The sequence below is a fragment of the Pseudoalteromonas sp. JC28 genome (genome assembly GCF_013319255.1).
GTDB lineage: Bacteria > Pseudomonadota > Gammaproteobacteria > Enterobacterales > Alteromonadaceae > Pseudoalteromonas.
This window is the reverse complement of sequence record NZ_QOKX01000002.1, coordinates 17,497-36,894: the sequence shown is the minus strand read 5'-3', so window position 1 is coordinate 36,894 and position 19,398 is coordinate 17,497. Positions and strand designations below refer to the sequence as shown.

Sequence of the window (19,398 nt, the reverse complement as noted above, 5' to 3'; positions counted from 1 at the left end):
CACTGGCGTCACCGCGCTTTATCTAAGCCTTAGGTCATTTACTTCTAAAAAGTTAGTAAAACTCTGATCTCAATGACCATGATGCGGAAGGGAGATCAGTATTTTACTTAGTAAAAGTTTGATCTATGCACGAATTAGCATGCTGTTTAGTTGCCGCCTAATATCTAACTTTGTCTTATTATATCTACTAACTTATTGATTTTTATATTACTAAGTTGGCGGTAATCCAAAAATGGCGAAATGATAAGGCGCAAGTTATAGTCAACGGCGAACTCATCACCTAGCCAAATTAGATTGTTAGTAAAAATCTGATCTCTAAGCAATGATTTCGCGTAGGTGCGTCCTGCAATTATATGCCAATCGTATGTTTTTGCTGAAAAATCAGGCGTTGAGAAGAGCAGGGCTTCTTGACTTGAAGCTTGAAGTAACGCGCTATCTCGATATGACTGCCAAGTTGAATAGTTAGTAATATCGTGATCTGGCAGCTTTGCAGCAAATAAAAACTTGGCAAAAACATTGAAGATTTTCCGCCAACCATTGCCGCAATGCGCATTAATATGTTCGATCTCCCCACTCGCTAACGCACTGACTTGTATTAAATTATTATAAGGTTCTATGCGTGGTGGATGTTCAATATAAAACGCAACTTTACCCGTTGCTACACCCAAACCATGAGTTAGTATTTTTTTGCTCTGTGCTGTATTCATCATACTTTGCTGCGATCTATTCATTTGCACGTAAGTTTAAAATAAATAAGGTGAAATTGGCATGGCAAGGTTCTGAATTAAATTTTGTTATTACTAGGTAAAAATTAAACCTGTCACTAATCTTAGTGCTTGGTTACTACGTATGACATCAAGATGGAATATGGAGAACTTATATGAAAGTACGACAGCTATTTTTCACAGCGATTTTAGTGCTTGCAGTTTCAGCATGCACAGGGCTGCCTGAGGGCATCAAACCAGTTAAAGACTTTAATGTTGAGCGCTATACAGGCACTTGGTATGAAATCGCGCGATTAGACCATTCATTTGAAAGAGGAATGCAGAACGTCACGGCAACTTATAGCCAAAATCCCGACGGTTCAATTAAAGTCGTAAATAAGGGATATGTAACAGAGGAAGGTGAGTGGAAAGAAGCGGTTGGCAAAGCTAAGTTTGTTGCAAATGATGAAATAGCGCATCTGAAAGTGTCATTTTTTGGTCCGTTTTATGGCAGTTATGTGGTATTCGAGTTAGATGAAGACTACCAGTATGCATTTGTTACCAGCTACAATCGTGATTACCTTTGGTTGCTTTCTAGAGCACCTAAAGTGTCGGATACTGTAATGAACAAGTTTAAAACCATGTCAGAACAATATGGTTTTAACACCAATGAACTTATCTATATGAGACACGAAACCGTTCGAAAAGAATAGTGTAAACCCCCTTTACACTAAAGTTCCTTTTATGGGTATTTTAACTTGCTAACAGAAGGGAGGCTGTATGTGAGTTGAGTATAAGTGTCTTATTCCTGTAGGAAATGGTTAATAAATCATTCAGTCAACTGTAACAGGAACACTTCACACTGTTGCACGCTTTACAAAAAATAATACTTAGGAACTGGAGTAACTCATGAAGCGTGTAGCATATTCTCTTATTGCAGCAGCAGTTGCAATGGCACTTACAGCCTGTGATGGTGACGATGGAGCACAAGGTCCTGCGGGTCCTCAAGGTGAGCAGGGCACAGCTGGCCAAGACGGTGCAAACGGCACTAATGGTACTAATGGCTCAAACGGCACAAATGGACAAAATGGTACTGACGGACAGGATGGTCAAAATGGACAAGACGGCCAAAATGGTCGTGATGGTAGTTACAGCGTACCAGGCCTTGTTCGCATCGCAACCGTCCCTGCTGGTGCTGAAGTAACTGGTTTATTTCTTTCTGAAGGGGGTGACTTGTTCTTCAACGTTCAGCACCCAAATGACACCAACACAGCTACTGATAAGTTCAATAGCAAGCCATTCAATACAGGTACTGTCGGTGTACTAACCGGTGTGAACTTTAATAATCTACCTGCAAATATCCCAAGCGCGCCAGTTCCAGCTTCGACCATGGAACAACAAACCGTGATTTCTGCAATTGGTCAATATCAAATTCTAGGCCAAACAGGTGACACATTCGCAAACCTTGGCACTAAAGGGGTAGCGGGTGGTTTGGGTGTACATTACAGCATCTCAACTGGTGAAGAAATCATTAAAAATGATAACCCTGATTTCAATGGTTATATTCCAGTCGATGCAAACACAGGTTATCTATTCACAAACTGGGAAGCGTACCCAGGTGGTGTCAGTCGTTTGAAAATGAGTAAAGCGACAACGGGTAAATGGTCAATCGAAGAAGCCATGATGGTAGACTTCGACGGTGTTAAAGGCACTGCTGCTAACTGCTTTGGTTCAGTATCACCTTGGGGCACACCGCTGACTTCGGAAGAATGGATTGTCTGGTCTGAAGTTGATTCAACACAAGATCCACAGTGGAATAATCCTGCTGAAACAGGCAATGACACAATGGAAGCGTTAATGGCACCTGATTTCCCTAACCCTTATCGCTACGGTTACATTGCGGAAATCAAAAATCCTACAACCGAAACGCCTGATGTTGTAAAACACTTCACAATCGGTCGTTATGAGCATGAAAACTCAGTTGTAATGCCTGACCGTCGTACTGTTTATTCATCACAAGATGATACCGGTGGCGTACTATTTAAATTTGTTGCAGATCAACCAGAAGACTTAAGTGCAGGTACCCTATACGCAGCAAAGCTAACTCAAGATGCGGGCCTTACCGATCCGGCTGTAACTGGCTTTGACATTAGCTGGGTTGAGCTGGGTAGCGGCAGTAATGCACAGATTGAAACTTGGGTGGCTGAGTACGACGGCATCAATGAGACTGACTATGTTGAAGGTCAAACAAGCTATTTGTCTGTTGCTGATGTAAAAGCGTGGGCGGAAGGCGCTGCTACTTATCCAACAGTTGCAAACGGTGGCGGTAAAGTAACGGCAGGTAAAGCGATGGACAACCGCGCTATCTTCCTAGAGTCTCGTCAGGCTGCACGCCAAAAAGGCGCTACGGCTGAATGGCGTAAACTTGAAGGCTTAAGCATCAACCATAACCGCGTACTTGAGGCGGTAACTGGTCAAGATGTTGTTGCCGGTGAAGTGGTAGATAAAGCCTATATGTATATCGGTATCTCTGATATCGACAACACCATGATTGATGGCGAAGGTGACATGCAGCTTTCTGCGCGTGTTAAAGATTGTGGCGGTGTATACCGTGCTCATATCGATAACAACTATAACCTAACTCGCATTGAGCCGGTTGTCATGGGCGCAACTTACCGCTCGTCACTAACTGGCGCTGAGCGTTGTGACGTCAATCAGCTTTCGCAGCCTGATAACGTAATCGTTATGGAAGATGGTCGCATCATCATTGGTGAAGATGGCTTCCAAGAAAACAACACGCTTTGGCTTTATGACCCTAAAGCAAAATAATTAAACAAGTAGCAGTGCATTGAATGGTGCGCTGCTTTTTTTTAGCAAAATTTTGGAGTCATAAAAATGAAATACGTTAGCCTAACTCTAGTGGCATTGACGAGCGTAGCCTTGTTTGGTTGTAATGATGAACAGACTCAAGGGCTAACCAATACCGCACTTATGTCGGCGCAAACTACAGCACCTTATAAACAGGGTGATGATATTCCTGCGGCCGCATTTATGCAGCACAATGAAGTCTATAACCCCGAATCAGTGATCCCTCCTCAGTGTTACACCAAAACGGATGGCGTGAATAACCCTTGCTATGCCTGCCATCAATCATATGATGAAAAAAACCGACCAAACATGATGCGTGATGCCAATTTACAAGGCGCTTATGAGTTTTCCGATCTTGGGTTTAAAAACCATTGGAAAAACCTGTTTAAAGATCGCTCTGAGCTTATCAAGGATATATCAGATCAAGATATTACTAACTGGGTCAACCAAGATAATTACACCCCTTTTATCGAAAAACTAAAAAATAACCCTGACTGGAAAGGTGAGATCACTCCACTTAACAACTTGGCATATCCAGAAAAAGCGTTCGATGAGCTTGGTATAGCAAAGGACGGCAGTGGCTGGGTGGCATTCAATTATAAACCTTTTCCTAGTACTTTTTGGCCAACCAATGGCTCGACGGGGGATGTCATGATCCGCCTTGCTGACGCCTTCAGAGAAAAAGGCGAAACGTATAATCAGGACGTTTACCTTGCCAACTTAAGCCTAGTTGAAATGGCTGTAAAGGGACTTGACGAAATATCAACGCCAGTGATTTCTGAATCGCGAGTTGGCGTAGATTTAAATGGTGATGGCAAACTCACGAAGATCACTAGCATGCTGCGCAGTGAACGTTACCTTGGTGATGCCAATACTATCGAGCTTGCTCATCAGTTATACCCACAAGACACCGAGTTTTTACATACCGTTCGGTATATTGGGGTGGATGATAATGGCCAAGTATTTAATGCGCCAAGAATGAAAGAAGTGCGCTACATGAAGAAGCACAACTTTAAATCCAAGCAGTCACTCGGTGCTGCTTACTACAGAGAAGCGAAAGAAAAGTCATTCGAAAATTACCCACAAACGCTTTATTTGGGCGACCAAGGGATCAATAACAACTTTGGTTGGACGATTAACGGTTATATAGAGGATAAAAATGGCGCACTTCGTCCGCAACATGAGCAAGAGCTTGCATTTTGTAATGGCTGTCACAAAACCATTGGCTCAACCTATGACCAAACCTTCTCGTTTGCGCGTAAAGTTGAAGGCAAACTGGGTTGGGGTTATATCAATTTAAAAGAGATGCAAGACGTACCTAACAAAGGCGAAGAGCAGGGCGAATTCTTGACCTATATGATGCGTGTTGGCGGCGGTGATGAGTTTAGGCAAAACCAAGAGATGCTAATGCGCTGGTTTAACGAAGATGGCACGGTAAACAGCAAAAAAGTGCAGTCTGCGAAGAACCTTTATGAATTGATCACACCATCAAAACCACGTGCGCTGGCGCTGAATAAAGCCTACTTAACCATTGTCAAAGAGCAAAGCTACCTGTTCGGTCGTGACGCCACTATAGTAAAAGCGCGTAATGTGCTTGAACAAGTCGATGATTCTCAACAGCCTCTAGAGCCAGAGCACCGATATGTGTGGGATATGCAGCTGGATTGGAATAAAGCCGAGTAAATCGTGTTCAGGGTAGGGGCGCTTCCTACCCTGAGTTGATAAAGGCTCAAAGATAAAGGGACTGGCACTGATAAACTGCCATCATCCTAAGAGGTAGTTTCAAATTGAAATTGCACGCTAATCTTCTTATCACATAGACCTTGAAGGTAAGATAAAGCTTAAGCTCGGATCAGAGCAGAATTACTCTTCTCGCTTTCTGGATCAGAATTTAACCAACCAACAGATTTCCTTTGGCGCTTAGATCAGAATTTTACTAAGTTAGTCCGATAACAAGACTACCAGATCATGTTTTTACCAACTGATTAAGCTAATTGAGCTCATTAGATCATGATTTTACTAACCTAACTTAGTTTGAGTTAGTAAATTTGCGGTGTATAGCGTCATTATTGCTGATATTTTATGCTAAATGATGTGGTTTCAAAGAGTTAACAAAGGAATGTTAGTAAAATTGTGATCTAAAAAAGGCGCCATTAGTGGCGCCTTAGTTAAAATATGATCCAATACAGCGTACTGAGCAGCATAGTGATAATGACTAGGTAAAATAGTGATCTGAAGTAACTAGGTTTGGTCGCAAAGATAGCGATAAGTAGTAATACTGCTAAGGTCATATAACCAATAAACTCTAAGCTACCGTAGGTCCCCTGAGTTTTAAGAGCAAGTGCTAAGCTGCCGCCAAGGCAAAGCCAGCCGGCAATGGTTAATTGACTTGTTACGTTACCTTTTGGACGTGTACCAAATACTTCTTTATAGTGATTGGGCTTTGCTACTGCAAAACCCATAAATGCTAGCAGGCAAAGTAAAAACGTTAGCCATTCCATTAGGCATTTACCTCGCGTTTTGCTTGGCGACGCGGTGTCGCTGGTGCTGCTTTGGTACTGCCGAGCTTTTTGGCTTGAACCAAGAAACCGAATGCGATACCAAGAGCCATCACATCAAAACCAAATAATACCCACTGACCATTAATGAAATAGCTCACGAGGCTGCCATCAGTCGTTAGCATGTTTACGACAGGCAGTAAGCCCCATATGATTGCATTTACTTTCGCAGATAGCATCCACGCGAGCCTATCCGACTTAAATATAGCGGCCAGAGTGAATATTCCCCACGTAACAAAGAACGCCAGAACTTCTTTGTCTGCACGTCCAGTTAATTCTATTGGAAGCAAACGGTTTGCATAAAAGAACATCGCTGTTGCGACTGGCAGCCCCATGATGGTGCCTAAATTGAGCGACTCCACAAGCCTAAGGCCTACACCCGGCTTGTCATCACCCTTGAGCTTTTGGCGTAGTCTTTTTGCCCACATAACAGCACCCGTTGCAATCATGGCACAACCTGCTAATCCGGCAACAAAGTATAGCCAACGTAACAGTGGCTCCGCTAAACGCCCGGTGTGCAGTGCTATCATTCCGCCGTAGAGATTTTCAGCGCCAGACAGCGTCACATTGTGTGTTTTTAACAACTCACCAGATGCTGCGCTATACATCCAACTGGGCGGATCATCCTGAACAGCACGTTGAGCATTGGCATAAAGCTTAATCGTTGCACTTGCATCCCCTGGCGATGAGATCACAATGCGGCGAAGCGGTGCGTCACCAGAGTTAGTAAAATAATGATCTAACGCTGTATTTAATGCGAGCCCCTTCAGTGGTTGTCCCGCCTCTTGGGTAGGGGCCAGAAATGGATAGCGTTCGGCTCTAAGCGTTTTTGTATCTTCAAAGCGCTGCTCGGCGGGCTGTGGCAGTAACATAAAAATGAGCGTCACTAGGCCGGTGTAAGTGATCATAATATGAAACGGTAATGCCACCACGGAAGAAACATTATGAGCGTCAAGCCAACTTCTCAGCCCTTTCCCATTTCTAAATTGGAATAGGTCTTTGAAAATGCGTTTATGGATCACCACGCCAGAAATAAGCGCAATCAACATAAACAGAGTTGCAAAACAGACTATCCAACGCGCGGTGATCGCGTTCATGTAATGCAAGTCAAAATGCAGACGGTAAAAAAAGTTACCGCCTCTAGTCTCCCTAAACTCAGGAAGTGCCTCCAGCGTTACTGGGTCAAGATACTCAGAGTGACGTTTTCCGCGCCTTTCTCCTTCGGCTGGCTTTTCGGAGTACATTAATAGCAGGCTTGGGCGACGCTCCGTCGGCATTTCAATACGCCAAGACTCGGCGTTTGGCGCTATATCTTGAAATCGTTCGATACTCTTTTTGACCGTTTCATTTTGTTGGGTACTATCATAATGAGGTAGATGGTGCGTTGCAGGTTGCGCCCACAGACTGATCTCATGTCTGAAAAAACTCGCAGTACCAGCAAAAAAGATTAAAAACAGCAACCAACAAACGAGTAAACCAACCCAAGTGTGTAGCCAAGTCATACTGCGGAAAAATGACTCTCTCACAGGGAGCCTCCAAAATGCGTCAAAGTACCGTAAAGAATACAAAGTAGTCCGATCATGCCAAGAAATACCTTTTTAAAAGAGCGGCATCCAAACACCCAAATAAAGACAATGGCGTAAAAGACGATGCCAGTTGTTAATGCATATAACAGCGCATCTAGGCGCGGAGTAGGTAAAGTTAAAGCCAATAAAGATGAAGCTAAAACAGTCACGTAATAGCCGCCGAAAATAGCGATGAAAAAGCGTGCAAGCACTTCAGCTCTGTACAAAATAGCCTTATTATTTGTGTTATCCCGACTAGGCATAGCACCCCTTTAAAAGACAGCAAACGTAATAGAATATTATCCAATAATTTGCATCTAAATGATAGTGATTCGCACTTGTTTTAAGTTGAGTGGAGTCGTTTTAACGACTAAGCACTTTAAGTTTTGTTGGTTAAATGGGGTTTTGAATATGGCTATGCCATAATGACCCTTGGTGTCATTGGGTAAAATAAGTAAGGAAAGATGGATATTTTTGAACGTGTTAGGCAGTGCAAGCTTTGTGATAAAGCGCTTCCCATGGGGGCAAAACCTATCATCCAAGGCAGTTATAAGGCCAAAGTCTTAATTATAGGCCAAGCGCCGGGTTTGAAAGCACATCAAACCTGCCAGCCGTTTAATGACCCAAGTGGAGATAGATTGCGAGACTGGCTGGGTGTAAGTCGAATACAGTTTTATAACCCTGAACTCTTTGCCATTATGCCAATGGCATTTTGTTACCCTGGTAAAGGGAAATCTGGAGATTTACCACCACCTAAAATCTGCGCGCCCACGTGGCATTCTCAGGTGCTAGCTACACTCAGCCATGTATCGTTGACACTACTTATTGGGCAATATGCGCAAAAATGCTACTTAACGCAATATTCATCAGTAACTGAGATGGTAAAAAATGCTGACTTTTCCAGTCAAAGTCATTTGCCATTACCTCATCCCAGCCCTCGTAATCAGATCTGGTTAAAAAAGCACGACTGGTTTGAAAAAGACAGTGTACCGCAGTTAAAGACAAGAGTTTCAGCTGCGCTATCATCTTGATAATGCGTTAATTAAATTTTCACTTAATGCTTTAGGATTAGGTTCAAAATCAAAGGCAATCTGATAGGTTTAAAACTAAGGAATAAAGGTCATATCAGCTAATATTTATCACCATTTAGTTGCGTAATTACGAGTATTACCTCATACTCCAGCCTGTTTACATAACAAACACTTTTTAACATTTTCAAAGGACTTGATAATGATATACAAAACTACCGGTTGGGCTGCTGTACTCCTTTCTCTCGTCGCATTTTATCCAAGTATGCAACCTGGTGCGTTTTCCGTTATAGGCTTCTACTTATGCCTGTTCTCCCTCATTATCGCAGCATTTGCGAGCCATATGGATAAACCGATTTATTTTCGCAGCGTGATCACACTGTCTCTTGTTAATATCTTATTAGTGAATGATGGTACTCGTGCAAGCCTTTGGTTTGGCCAAAGCGACTGGGTTTATATCGGCTCTATGTACGGTATCTTTTTAGTCGTGGTGAGCATTTGTGGCTTTTTAGTGAGTCGAGACTTATTGATATCAACCTTAGAAGGTAAGGTTGAGTAAAAAATAAGTGCACAAGCAAAGCTCGTGCACAAGATCAGCGGTAAAATATGCTTAATTTTTTGCGAGCGACTGGGTCACCGTTGTGGTCGGGCGACCAATCAACTGGCTGAGCGCATTACTCTGGGTTGCCAAATATCCTTGTTGCGCTTGTGCCTCCGCGTCAACCAATAACTCAGCAAACGCCGCTGGTACGCCGAGAGCAACCAAGTGGGCCAAATATTCTTCGTCAGATACAAACTTTGCTTTTACTTCAACTTGAGTATGCTTTGACACCGCTTGTGCCAAACCTGCAATTGTAAATGCGTGATCGCCAGCCAGCTCATAGACTGAATTGTCGTGGCCAGCGCTACTTAATACGGTGGCAGCAGCCAGTGCGTAGTCTGCACGAGCAGCACTGTTGATCTGAGCTTGCGGCGCGATTGAGGTAATCGCATGATTTGCTGTAAATACAGGTACTAAATCAGTGTAGTTCTCGTTATACCATCCATTTCTCAGCATGCTATAAGCCACGCCGCTTGCTCTCAAATACGCCTCTGTTTCTTTGTGCTCTTTAGCCAGCTCTAGTGGTGAATTGTCCACATTCAAAATGCTGGTATAGGCAATTAAGCGCACTTGGTTTTTCACTGCGGCGTCAATAACTGCTTTGTGTTGAGCTGTTCGGCTTCCGATCTGATTGCCTGAGATCAGTAGCAGTTTTTCAATACCTGTAAGTGCTGCATCAAGTGTGTGCGGTTTGTCGTAATCAGCTTGCCTTACGGTGATCCCTAAATTGGTGAGTGCCTTTCCTTTATCGAGATCTCTGACAAGAGCCACGATGTGCTTGGCTGGGATCTTTTGTGCCAAAAACTCGATAACTAATTGACCTAATTTGCCTGTTGCGCCTGTGATTGCGATCATGATGTATACCTCTTTTTAAAATGAGAATGTATTGGATGTCGCTATTATGCGTGGTAATTTTTGTTATCATAAGTGAGTTAATTCGATATGGTGAGTTCTGAAATTGAGTACAATAGACTTAAATGCACTAAAACTCTTAGCGATATTTGCAACGGTTGTGGATGTGGGAAGCTTTGCTCAAGCTGCGCGAAAGCTGGCTACTAGCCGTTCTAGAGTGAGTGAACAAGTGTCTCAGTTAGAGACCATGCTAGGCGTTCGACTACTGCAGCGTAGCACGAGGCAACTCACGCTAACGCGAGAGGGGCGTGACATTTTGGCTCAAGCGCATGCATTGCACGCTATTTTGGATGATGTTGAGGTATTGATCGATAACAAAGAGCCTCATGGTATGGTCTCAATAACCATGACACACGACACCGCACATAAGTTTCTGTTACCAAAACTTTCTGAGCTCACGGCGCGATATCCGAAGATCCAATTAAATATCATCGTTGATGATGACAAGCGCGATATTATTAACGACCAAATAGATCTCGCCATCAGGGTTGGCTTTCCTAAAGACAGCGCACTGATTGCAAGGCAATTACATCAAGAATGTTTTAAGCTCTATGCAAGTCCTAAACTGATAGCATTGCATGGGTTACCAAGCAAAGACACACAGCTAAACCAGCTACCTTGGTTACTGTTAGAGCAGGCTAAATCAACGGGGATGACGCAGTTTTATCGCAGTGGTGAAGCCGTAAACTTTACACCAACTCAAGTGCATTGGTGCAATTCCCCTATGCTGTTACAACAAATGACAGTATCAGGGTTAGGAGTTGCGCAATTATTGCCTTCTACTGTGAAGCAAGAAGTTGAACGCGGGGAGTTACAAATGATCTGTCCAGAGCTAAGTAGCGAGCAACTGGTGTTTTCTCTCGTTTATCCATCACGTAAACAAATTCCGCCTAGAACACGGGCGGTGATTGACTACCTATTGGAAGCGAATCTGTTTGGATAGCTTTAATTCTTTTCAATAGAATGATGTGTGATATTTTTACTAATTTAATTGTTTTAAAGCGAACATATACTTTCTTCCAACGGCTCATCACCGAGAGCCAATCCAATACCGTCTATATTTATCGAGGAAAGTATCATGAACCTAATTAACCTGAGCTTCGGATAATTTATGCCTTTCTAGCAGCCAGTTTTTGTGCTAACTGTGTTGAATTCACTTCCAATAGCCAGCTATTGGTGCGTAAATTCGCCTAGTTATCCCCAAAACTCTCTGGCTAGATAAGGAAATAATTTAATTTGAGTTTAAAAATAGCCAGTTAGAACATCCCTTATCCAAACCTCAGGCTAATTAACATCATTAAACCGAACAGTACAATGGCATCAGTATTATCTTTATTTGGCCGAGTAGGGCTATCAGCCATTTTTATACTGGCTGTGATTAATAAAATCTAATACTTCGAAGGTAATGCTGCATACATGGCTTCAAGCGGATTACTAAGCGAGCTGCTGCCATTGGTTATAGCCTTTGAATTGATAGGAGGGCTTTTCATTCTTGCGGGGGCATTTACTCAGCTGACAGCAATTGCATTTGCAGGATTTAGTATTGTTAGTGCGTTGCTATTTCACTTTGATCTGGCCGACCAAATACAATTCTTAATGTTTTTTAAAAATATTGCAGTGGCTGGTGGCTTTCTCGCACTCGCCGCGTCAGGTGCTGGTAAATTCAGCATTGATAGTAAGCTAGTAGAGAGTAAGTAATTACGAAATAAAAGCGCACAAGGTTGGGACCGTGCGCTTTTAGTTGTCCTGTTAAGCCTGCTTAAATTTAATTTGCGCGACAAAGAATAATGCAAGCGTTTGTGTAATTAGGACGGCCACATGGAGATAAACTGGAAAACCCAAGGTGGCATCAATGGTCGAAAGCGCCAATTGGGAAATATGGAAAGTGGGCAACAGCCAAGCAAACCATTGCATCGCTTCAGGGAATAACATGATAGGCAGCCACAGGCCAGAAAGCAACGAGAGTGGTAGGTAAATTAAGTTAACCACCGCAGGTGCCGCTTTTGCTGACACTGACAGCCCAACTAACAGCCCTAACATACACAAAGGCAAGGTGCCGAGCAGGGCAATGGCAATCACGAGTAACCATTGAGCTAAACTTAAGGACACGCCGGAAAATAATGCCAGCAAGCTCATTAGGCAGGCTACGAGCAATGAAAAAGCCGTCGCACTCACACATTTTGCGAGCAGATACTGATAGGGAGAAACGGGAGAGAGCTGCTTGAGTATCAGCCAACCATTTTGCTTTTCAAGGGCGACGTTAACGCCAAAGGAAAATAGCGCAGGTCCTATCATGCCAAATATCAGATAATTGATATACATATAGTTATGGGAGTCATGATGACTGAACACCACGCCGAAGAAAAGATAAAACAAGCAAGGAAATAGTGTGGCTGGGATCACAAAACCCTTACTTCTAAATGTGCTCAAAAGTTCAGTTTTGCTTTCAAGTATAAAGGATGCTGTGTTTATCATGGTTAAGCGCTCCTAGCATTCATTAGGGATAAATAAGCTTCTTCGAGGCTCATTGGGGCTACATACAAATTGCGGATAGAAAATTTTTCTAATACCTGCTGCACAATATGGTTTGGCTCATCCGTCAATATAGTGAACTGATCGCCTTTAACATGCAGATCTATCATAGGAAATGCGTTAACCAGTGCAGCAGCAGGCAGGTCGCTGGTGAACTTGATTTGTGAGCGACGATAGGTGTTGGCAAGCTCAGGTATGTCGTTAAGCTTGGTACATTTTCCTTCTTTTAACACTAATAATTCATCCGCTAATGCTTCTGCCTCGTGAAGATAGTGTGTGGTAAGAAGTACCGTTTTATTTTGCTGTTTTAATGTGCGTATGGCCTGCCACAGTTGCTGCCTCGACTCTACATCCATACCAACACTAGGTTCATCCAAAAAAACAATGTCGGGATTGCCTGCTAGTGCAATTGCCATAAACAGTCGTTGCTTTTGACCTCCAGATAACGTGTCGAAAGTTTGTTCTAAAAATGGTGCTAATTGGCAGAGTGAAATTAATCGCTCCAATGGAATTGGGGTTTGATGGTAACTTGCAAATAACGCCAGAAACTCCCTCACCTTGGTTTGCAGAGGCAGCCCGCCTAACTGCATCATGGCACCCACGCGCTGGCGACAAAAATCAGACTCAGGCTGATGGCCAAGAACAGAGACTCGTCCTGATGTGGGTCTTAGTCTGCCAAGCATTATATTGATCAGGGTGGTTTTTCCTGCGCCATTTGGACCAAGAATGGAATAAACCTTACCCTGTTCAAGCGTAAGGTTTAGGTCTGATAATATTGGCTTAGTATTGTTGTATGCAAAACTGATATTTGATAACTCAATGGCGTTGCTCACCGTCTTCGCTCCTACTGAACTGTACGATTTGCAGTATGCGCTGCTATAAGATGAAGCGTGAGTGAGGGTTGTCAGAAAATAAAATGACAAATGTCAGAACTTAAAAGGTAACTCACAGGCATTGCAGCACCTGTGAGTATTCAAGTATTACAGCCCCGTCATTTTTGATAAGTGCGTAGAGAGGGCAAGTTGGATCTTAGTGTCAGGGGCCTTTACAGTAAACAAAGCCTCTTCAAAATCGCCTTTTGAAAAGCTATCGTGAATGTTATTCGACAGTGCATAAGGCTCACTTGGCATGCCGGTAAATGGGAAGATCATTCGATCCATGCCGCCATCACCGTCTTCGTCATGGATCACGTGGATCGCATACTGGCCTGCAGGCACGCCTTCAAAAGTGACCGTCGTGGTAGGAGTTTGTGGTGTGACAATCAGCTTGCGAAAAAAGTGAGCGTCTGGATCATTCACATTTTTATCGCTGTGGTAGTCAGCGCTATTGTCAAATAACAGTACTAGCATTTGACCATCGGTATTGGTCACATCAGTGATCTCAACCGTAAGATTCGTTGGGGGACCTGCAACCGTATTTACGCTTACCGGACTTGTTGAACTACACGCCGCAAGTAGTGCCAGCGCAAACAATAAACTTAGGGACCTCATCCTTTGCTCCTATTAAGGGTTAAATTGTAGCTCCACAAGCTTGTCAGATAATTGTGTAAATACTGTTAAAAATTGTTAGGTGAGAGCAATGTTAAAGACTGTTCTGACCAGTGTGACTACGCGTTGTAATAGATTGGAACAATCATTCGACGCAATAGAACGAAATAGCCAAATTTGACTAATTTTATTCTCGCGCAGGTTTGGTAGGCTAACCATTAAATAATTGCGCTGAGCTGATTATTCCAAGTTTAGGTTAACCCGAGAGCTATTATGAACATTATCCGAACGAACAAAGCACAGGCAACACAAGATGGTGCTGGCGTAAATATTAACCGCATCGCTGGATTTGAAAACTATGGGGAGCAAACGTTGCTTGAGCTTGACCCAAGTCAAAACCTCGCTCTCCTCGCGACGGATGATGTTGGCTTTTTGATCCTTGCAGGGCAGCCGATTAATGAAAAAATAGCGCATATGGGACCATTTGTGATGAATACCCAAGAGGAGCTTCATCAAGCGGTAAAAGATTATCAACAAGGACGCTTCGGCGATATTGTATAGGGGGTTTACATGGGATTATTAATTGACGGTCAGTGGCACGATAAGTGGTATGACACAAAAAGTAGCCAAGGCAAGTTTGAGCGTGAGTCTGCAAAACTAAGAAATTGGGTAACAGAAGATGGCAGTGCGGGGCCAACGGGTAAAGCGGGTTTTAAAGCCGAATCCGGACGCTACCATTTGTATGTTTCCCTTGCGTGTCCTTGGGCTCATAGAACGCTTATTTTCAGACAGCTTAAACAATTAGAGGCGCATATTGATGTATCGATTGTAGACCCTGATATGTTAGATCAAGGTTGGTGTTTTACCAGTCAGCGTCCAGAAGTCGGTGATAGCCTGTATCAGCTCAGTTTTATGCATCAGCTGTATACGAAAAACGACCCAAATTATTCGGGTCGAGTCACGGTGCCAGTCCTTTGGGATAAACAAACGGAGCAAATCGTGAGCAACGAATCGAGTGAAATCATTCGTATGTTTAATTGTGCCTTTAACCAGATAACGGGAAACGACACCGATTATTACCCAGAGGCGCTACAACATGAAATCGATGAAATAAACGAATTTGTTTATCACAACATCAACAATGGCGTATATAAAGCCGGATTTGCGACAACCCAAGATGCTTATCACAGTGCGGTAAGCGCGTTATTTAACGCGCTAGATAAGCTCGAAGCAAGACTCGCTGCGCAACGTCATCTTGTGAAAGGACAATTAACAGAAGCCGACTGGAGACTATTTACGACTCTCATCCGTTTCGACAGCGTGTACCATGGTCACTTCAAGTGCAACATTAAGCAAATCGAAGATTACCCCAATATTTCTGCGTATGTGCGTGACTTATATCAACATCAAGGTATTGCAGATACGGTTGATTTTTACCACATTAAAAGGCACTACTACTTTAGCCATACGATGATCAATCCAACCCAAGTGGTACCAGAAGGGCCAAGCATTGATTATCACCGTTTTCATAACCGTAAAGGCATCACGTTGTAAATAACCTCCGTGTGCAGGGTAAGTAATCTTTGTCTTTGTTTCTATTTGGACTAGATTTAATAATGCGTTTGCTTATAGCTGCTCCTTGTGCTTAAGTGCAAACGCATTTTAGGTCTTTATGCCTAACAGTCAGGCCACTGTCCAAGGAGAAAATGTGTCTTCTTCCAATATTGCTAAGGGCGCTATTGTACTGCTGCTCGCCGTGATGGTGAGTGCCATCTTATATTTTGAAAATAGTATCCATCGCGACCTTAACGAAAGCTTTTATCAGCGCTTAGAGCAGGTACATTCGGCGCAAAACAATATTTACTTGGGAGAGATCGACGATAACCGCCGGTTTCTTTATTTTCTGCTAGACACCCCGCCAATTCAGGGTATTGCAAGAGCGGAAAAAAACGATGGTATCGACCCTCAAGAAAACACGCCGCTTGATGTTTGGCGGGCACGACTAAGTACGATTTTTAGGTCAATGTTATATTCGTATGATGGCCTTAACCAAATCCGCCTACTTGACGCCCATTCTGGGATGGAAATGGTTAGGGTTGAGCGACAGCTAGGGCAGGTAATTGCTGTATCCGATAGCAAACTACAAGATAAGAGCGAAAGTGATTACTTTATCCAAGCACTGCAACTGCCAGAACGCACTATCTATTCCACAACAATCAACTTAAATCGCGAGCACGGACAAGTCGTCACGCCTTTTCAACCAACCAAACGTTTTACTTTACCGACTTACGATATAGATAACGACTTATTTGGTATATTGGTAATTAATACCAATGCTGAAAAGATGATAGATAGAATTGTCTCTCAAGCGCCAAGTATGCAAAAAGTGATGCTCTTAGGTGCAGATGACTCGTTTATTTATCATCCTGAATTTTCGCTACGATATAGCAAAGATATAAACCCCGAAATCAACTTTCAAACATTATATCGCGTGACGCCATGGTCCAATAAAATCCAACTGGTGGAAGAAAAATCAACGGGAGAGCAGTTTCTTGCGCTCATTAGCAAGGTTGAAGGGGCTAACTTTAACAACTTAGAAGTTAAGCTCGTTAATCTTATCCCTTTTGCTGTTTATCAGCAAAGCCTCAATGAAAAACGATTAACCACCTATGTTTTACTCGCTATTGCCTGCGGTGTATTCGCTCTAGTCTTTTTTGCATTTTGGCAATATACGAGCAGTTTACGTGCGCTCGATTCAACGCGAGCAGAGTTTAAGGCGATTTTAGATGGTGCATCAGATGGTGTGCTTGGCTTTGATAGCAACTTAAAGCTCACCAGCTTTAACGAGTCAGCACAGCGCTTCTTTAAGCAGCTGAATGACAGTCGTTTAGGTAACAACCCACAGTTTTTGCCAGAGGCTGTGCATCAGTTTTTATTTCACTATGCCAATATGGTTTTACAGGGCGAAGTGGTGGAGTCTAAGTCATTACAACTAGACTTGAACGCCCATGAAAACATCTGGCTTTCGCTTAGCTTGTCTCCAATCTACGCAGGAAATGGAGGCATTCAGGGGGTTGCACTATTTGTTGAAGACATCACTGTGAAAAAAGAAGCGGAAGCACAGTTAGTTGGTGCAAATGAACGACTAGAGCAAGAGGTGAAGGAGCGTACCAAAGAGCTGGTGGACGCTCGGGATAAAGCAGCGAAAGCGTCAGAAGTGAAAAGTGCATTTATTTCCACTATCAGCCATGAAATGAGGACGCCTCTCAATGGGATTTTAGGATCACTAAACTTGGTGAGAAAAGAGCCCGTTACTAAGCACCAACATAAGTACCTAGAAATGATGGAAACAAGCTCGACTACGCTTTTGTCGTTAATTAATGATGTACTGGATTTGTCGAAGATTGAAGCGGGTAAGCTGGATATCGATAATGAACCATTCAACCCGCTCTCTGTCATTGAACATGTCGCGCTGTCTATGTCGGCGAAAGCCAAAGAACAGGGGATCACTTATATTTTGGACCAAACTGGTTTAGCGCATATTGAACTGTGCGGGGATGCGGCGCGCGTTAAACAAATAATTTATAACCTCCTTAGTAACGCAATTAAATTTACTAAAAAAGGTCATGTGAAATTGACCGTTATCACCGAACAGTTAGACGACACGGTATGGCTTAAAGTCATAGTTGAAGACACTGGGGTTGGAATTGAAAAAGCTAATCAAAACAAGCTATTTCAATCGTTTAGTCAAGAATCAGCTAATACCTCGAACGAGTTTGGTGGAACAGGCCTTGGACTCTCTATTTGTAAGCAGTTAGTTGAAAAAATGCTCGGTCATATTCATTTTGAGAGTGAAAAGTTTAAAGGCAGCAAGTTTTGGTTTGAATTACCGTTTTCTAGTGCGCAAACTAAGCCCATCAACGTGCCTGAAGTATTGGCCGGAAAAACAGCCTCTGTGCTCAGTAAAACCAAATTGGAGTCATACTCTATCGCTAAGCTTATCGCTAAATGCGGTGGCGAGTACGTTGATAGAGAGACACAGAGTGATATATGCATCATTACCAATGAGCAAGATTATATGCAAATGAAATCAGCTCAAAATCACTTTGAAAAACTTATTTTAGTGGGGGATGAGCTTCAGAATATTAACGATGCTGATAACATAGTGCATATCTCTTCACCGCTTCGGGTTGGAGAATTTGTCGCGCTATTTGACTTAAATAAAGCAATTCGATTACAGCCTAGCTTGAAGAAGTCAGGTGAGACAGTCGCGTTAAGTGGTAACTTGGTCGCGGGCTGTCACTTCTTGGTGGTAGACGATAATCAAATCAACCGGATTGTGGCAAAAGGTATTTTGGAAGGACAAGGTGCTAAGGTGAGTTTTGCCGTTGATGGTCAAGATGCTGTGAATAAACTACTGTTATTTGAGCATCAAGAGGTTGATTTTGATGCAATCTTTATGGACTGTAATATGCCAGGAATGGATGGTTATCAGGCCACAAGAGCGATCCGTCAAGGTCAAGGTGGTGATAAGTATAAAGATGCGATCATTATTGCGATGACTGCCAGCGCCCTTGCGGGTGAAAAAGAGCGTTGTCTCAATGCAGGAATGAATGAGTTTGTGACTAAACCTGTGGTCGTCGAACAGTTATTTGACGTGCTAGATGCGCTAGGTGTGCATGCTAAGGATGATGACTCTGTGCTTATTCACCCGTTTGAAAGCGTGGCAGAAGAGCAAACGGGCATGCCGATAAACGAAGCTGACGTGCTCGAGCGCCTCTCTGGAGATGAAGAATTACTTAAAAAGGTGTACACCTTATTCTTGAACGACTCTGAAAATCAAATGCAACAGCTTAGATTGAGTATCAAAAATAGTAATTGCGACGCTTCGGCAAGGTACAGCCATGCACTTAAAGGTCAAGCTGGTGATTTAGCTGCGGAAACACTCTTTGATCTGCTCGATAAAATAGAGACTTATGCGCGTGAGCACCAAGCAGGGCAGTGTAAATCACACTTGGAACAGGCGCAAAGTGAATACGATAAAGTCGTCGTATTTGCGAAAAAGCGCGTGAGTGAGTTAGAGTTCGCAGATATCAACAATGGCTAGAGTGAGCGAGGCCTTCGTTTAATAATGGTGGGTTTA

General features: G+C 43.1%; 16 protein-coding genes and 2 pseudogenes. 10 read left to right on the top strand and 8 right to left on the bottom strand.

Going from position 1 to position 19,398, the window contains the following annotated elements:
* Nucleotides 1-164: 164 nt before the first annotated feature.
* Nucleotides 165-707 (bottom strand): hypothetical protein, encoded by a 543-nt coding sequence (locus DS891_RS05455; RefSeq protein ID WP_174169390.1) that lies wholly within the window; start codon nt 705-707, stop codon nt 165-167.
* Nucleotides 708-880: 173 nt separating this feature from the next.
* Here DS891_RS05455 and DS891_RS05450 point away from each other — a divergent pair, with 173 nt between their 5' ends.
* The 3 genes from DS891_RS05450 (at nt 881) to DS891_RS05440 (ending at nt 5,255) form a co-directional block, all read left to right on the top strand.
* Nucleotides 881-1,417: a lipocalin family protein gene (locus DS891_RS05450; RefSeq protein WP_102058187.1), complete on the top strand. Its 537-nt coding sequence runs from the start codon at nt 881-883 to the stop codon at nt 1,415-1,417.
* A gap of 196 nt (nt 1,418-1,613) precedes the next feature.
* Nucleotides 1,614-3,533, top strand: coding sequence for an alkaline phosphatase PhoX (locus DS891_RS05445; RefSeq protein WP_174169114.1), 1,920 nt, complete (start codon nt 1,614-1,616; stop codon nt 3,531-3,533).
* 66 nt (nt 3,534-3,599) lie between these two features.
* Complete coding sequence (locus DS891_RS05440) at nt 3,600-5,255, top strand: hypothetical protein (protein ID WP_010605599.1); 1,656 nt, start codon at nt 3,600-3,602, stop codon at nt 5,253-5,255.
* A 485-nt stretch (nt 5,256-5,740) separates the two neighbouring features.
* Here the strand turns inward: DS891_RS05440 and DS891_RS05435 are convergent, their stop codons facing one another.
* From DS891_RS05435 to DS891_RS05425, 3 genes are read right to left on the bottom strand one after another with little or no spacing between them, the layout of a single operon-like run.
* Entirely contained in the window at nt 5,741-6,073 is a 333-nt protein-coding gene (locus DS891_RS05435) for a DUF3325 domain-containing protein (protein ID WP_010605600.1), read from the bottom strand.
* Nucleotides 6,073-7,656: a PepSY-associated TM helix domain-containing protein gene (locus DS891_RS05430; RefSeq protein WP_174169113.1), complete on the bottom strand. Its 1,584-nt coding sequence runs from the start codon at nt 7,654-7,656 to the stop codon at nt 6,073-6,075. Before DS891_RS05430 ends, DS891_RS05435 begins: the two co-directional genes overlap by 1 nt.
* Entirely contained in the window at nt 7,653-7,958 is a 306-nt protein-coding gene (locus DS891_RS05425) for a hypothetical protein (RefSeq protein ID WP_010605602.1), read from the bottom strand. The genes DS891_RS05430 and DS891_RS05425 overlap by 4 nt, the downstream gene beginning before the upstream one ends.
* 201 nt (nt 7,959-8,159) lie before the next feature.
* On the opposite strand from DS891_RS05425, the gene DS891_RS05420 reads away from it, so the two are divergent.
* Both DS891_RS05420 and DS891_RS05415 read left to right on the top strand, forming a co-directional pair.
* A complete protein-coding gene (locus DS891_RS05420; RefSeq protein WP_010605603.1) occupies nt 8,160-8,726 on the top strand; it encodes a uracil-DNA glycosylase family protein in 567 nt (188 codons plus the stop codon).
* Between the two features lie 199 nt (nt 8,727-8,925).
* Nucleotides 8,926-9,282 (top strand): hypothetical protein, encoded by a 357-nt coding sequence (locus tag DS891_RS05415; RefSeq protein WP_010605604.1) that lies wholly within the window; start codon nt 8,926-8,928, stop codon nt 9,280-9,282.
* 51 nt (nt 9,283-9,333) lie between these two features.
* Here the strand turns inward: DS891_RS05415 and DS891_RS05410 are convergent, their stop codons facing one another.
* The gene (locus tag DS891_RS05410) at nt 9,334-10,179 is read right to left on the bottom strand and encodes an SDR family oxidoreductase (protein WP_174169112.1); all 846 of its coding nucleotides are present in this window, start codon (nt 10,177-10,179) and stop codon (nt 9,334-9,336) included.
* A gap of 103 nt (nt 10,180-10,282) precedes the next feature.
* Between DS891_RS05410 and DS891_RS05405 the strand changes: the two genes are divergently transcribed.
* Together DS891_RS05405 and DS891_RS05400 are read left to right on the top strand one after the other, a co-directional pair.
* A complete protein-coding gene (locus DS891_RS05405; protein ID WP_174169111.1) occupies nt 10,283-11,179 on the top strand; it encodes a LysR family transcriptional regulator in 897 nt (298 codons plus the stop codon).
* Nucleotides 11,180-11,643: 464 nt separating this feature from the next.
* Nucleotides 11,644-11,934 (top strand): annotated as a pseudogene (locus DS891_RS05400) (DoxX family protein); the annotation flags it as partial.
* A gap of 51 nt (nt 11,935-11,985) precedes the next feature.
* Here the strand turns inward: DS891_RS05400 and DS891_RS05395 are convergent.
* From DS891_RS05395 to DS891_RS05385, 3 genes are all read right to left on the bottom strand, one after another.
* Nucleotides 11,986-12,711 carry an ABC transporter permease gene (locus DS891_RS05395; protein ID WP_174169110.1) on the bottom strand — a complete coding sequence of 242 codons (726 nt, stop codon included), beginning with the start codon at nt 12,709-12,711 and terminating at the stop codon, nt 11,986-11,988.
* A 2-nt stretch (nt 12,712-12,713) separates the two neighbouring features.
* Nucleotides 12,714-13,601, bottom strand: coding sequence for an ABC transporter ATP-binding protein (locus tag DS891_RS05390; protein ID WP_174169109.1), 888 nt, complete (start codon nt 13,599-13,601; stop codon nt 12,714-12,716).
* 147 nt (nt 13,602-13,748) lie between these two features.
* A complete protein-coding gene (locus DS891_RS05385) occupies nt 13,749-14,258 on the bottom strand; it encodes a DUF2141 domain-containing protein (RefSeq protein ID WP_010376030.1) in 510 nt (169 codons plus the stop codon).
* 348 nt (nt 14,259-14,606) lie between these two features.
* On the opposite strand from DS891_RS05385, the pseudogene DS891_RS05380 reads away from it, so the two are divergent.
* The 3 genes and pseudogenes from DS891_RS05380 to DS891_RS05370 all read left to right on the top strand — a co-directional run.
* A pseudogene (locus tag DS891_RS05380) lies at nt 14,607-14,816 on the top strand (pirin-like C-terminal cupin domain-containing protein); the annotation flags it as partial.
* A gap of 9 nt (nt 14,817-14,825) precedes the next feature.
* Nucleotides 14,826-15,809: a glutathione S-transferase family protein gene (locus DS891_RS05375; protein ID WP_174169107.1), complete on the top strand. Its 984-nt coding sequence runs from the start codon at nt 14,826-14,828 to the stop codon at nt 15,807-15,809.
* 154 nt (nt 15,810-15,963) lie between these two features.
* The gene (locus DS891_RS05370; RefSeq protein WP_174169106.1) at nt 15,964-19,362 is read left to right on the top strand and encodes an ATP-binding protein; all 3,399 of its coding nucleotides are present in this window, start codon (nt 15,964-15,966) and stop codon (nt 19,360-19,362) included.
* Nucleotides 19,363-19,398 lie beyond the last annotated feature (36 nt).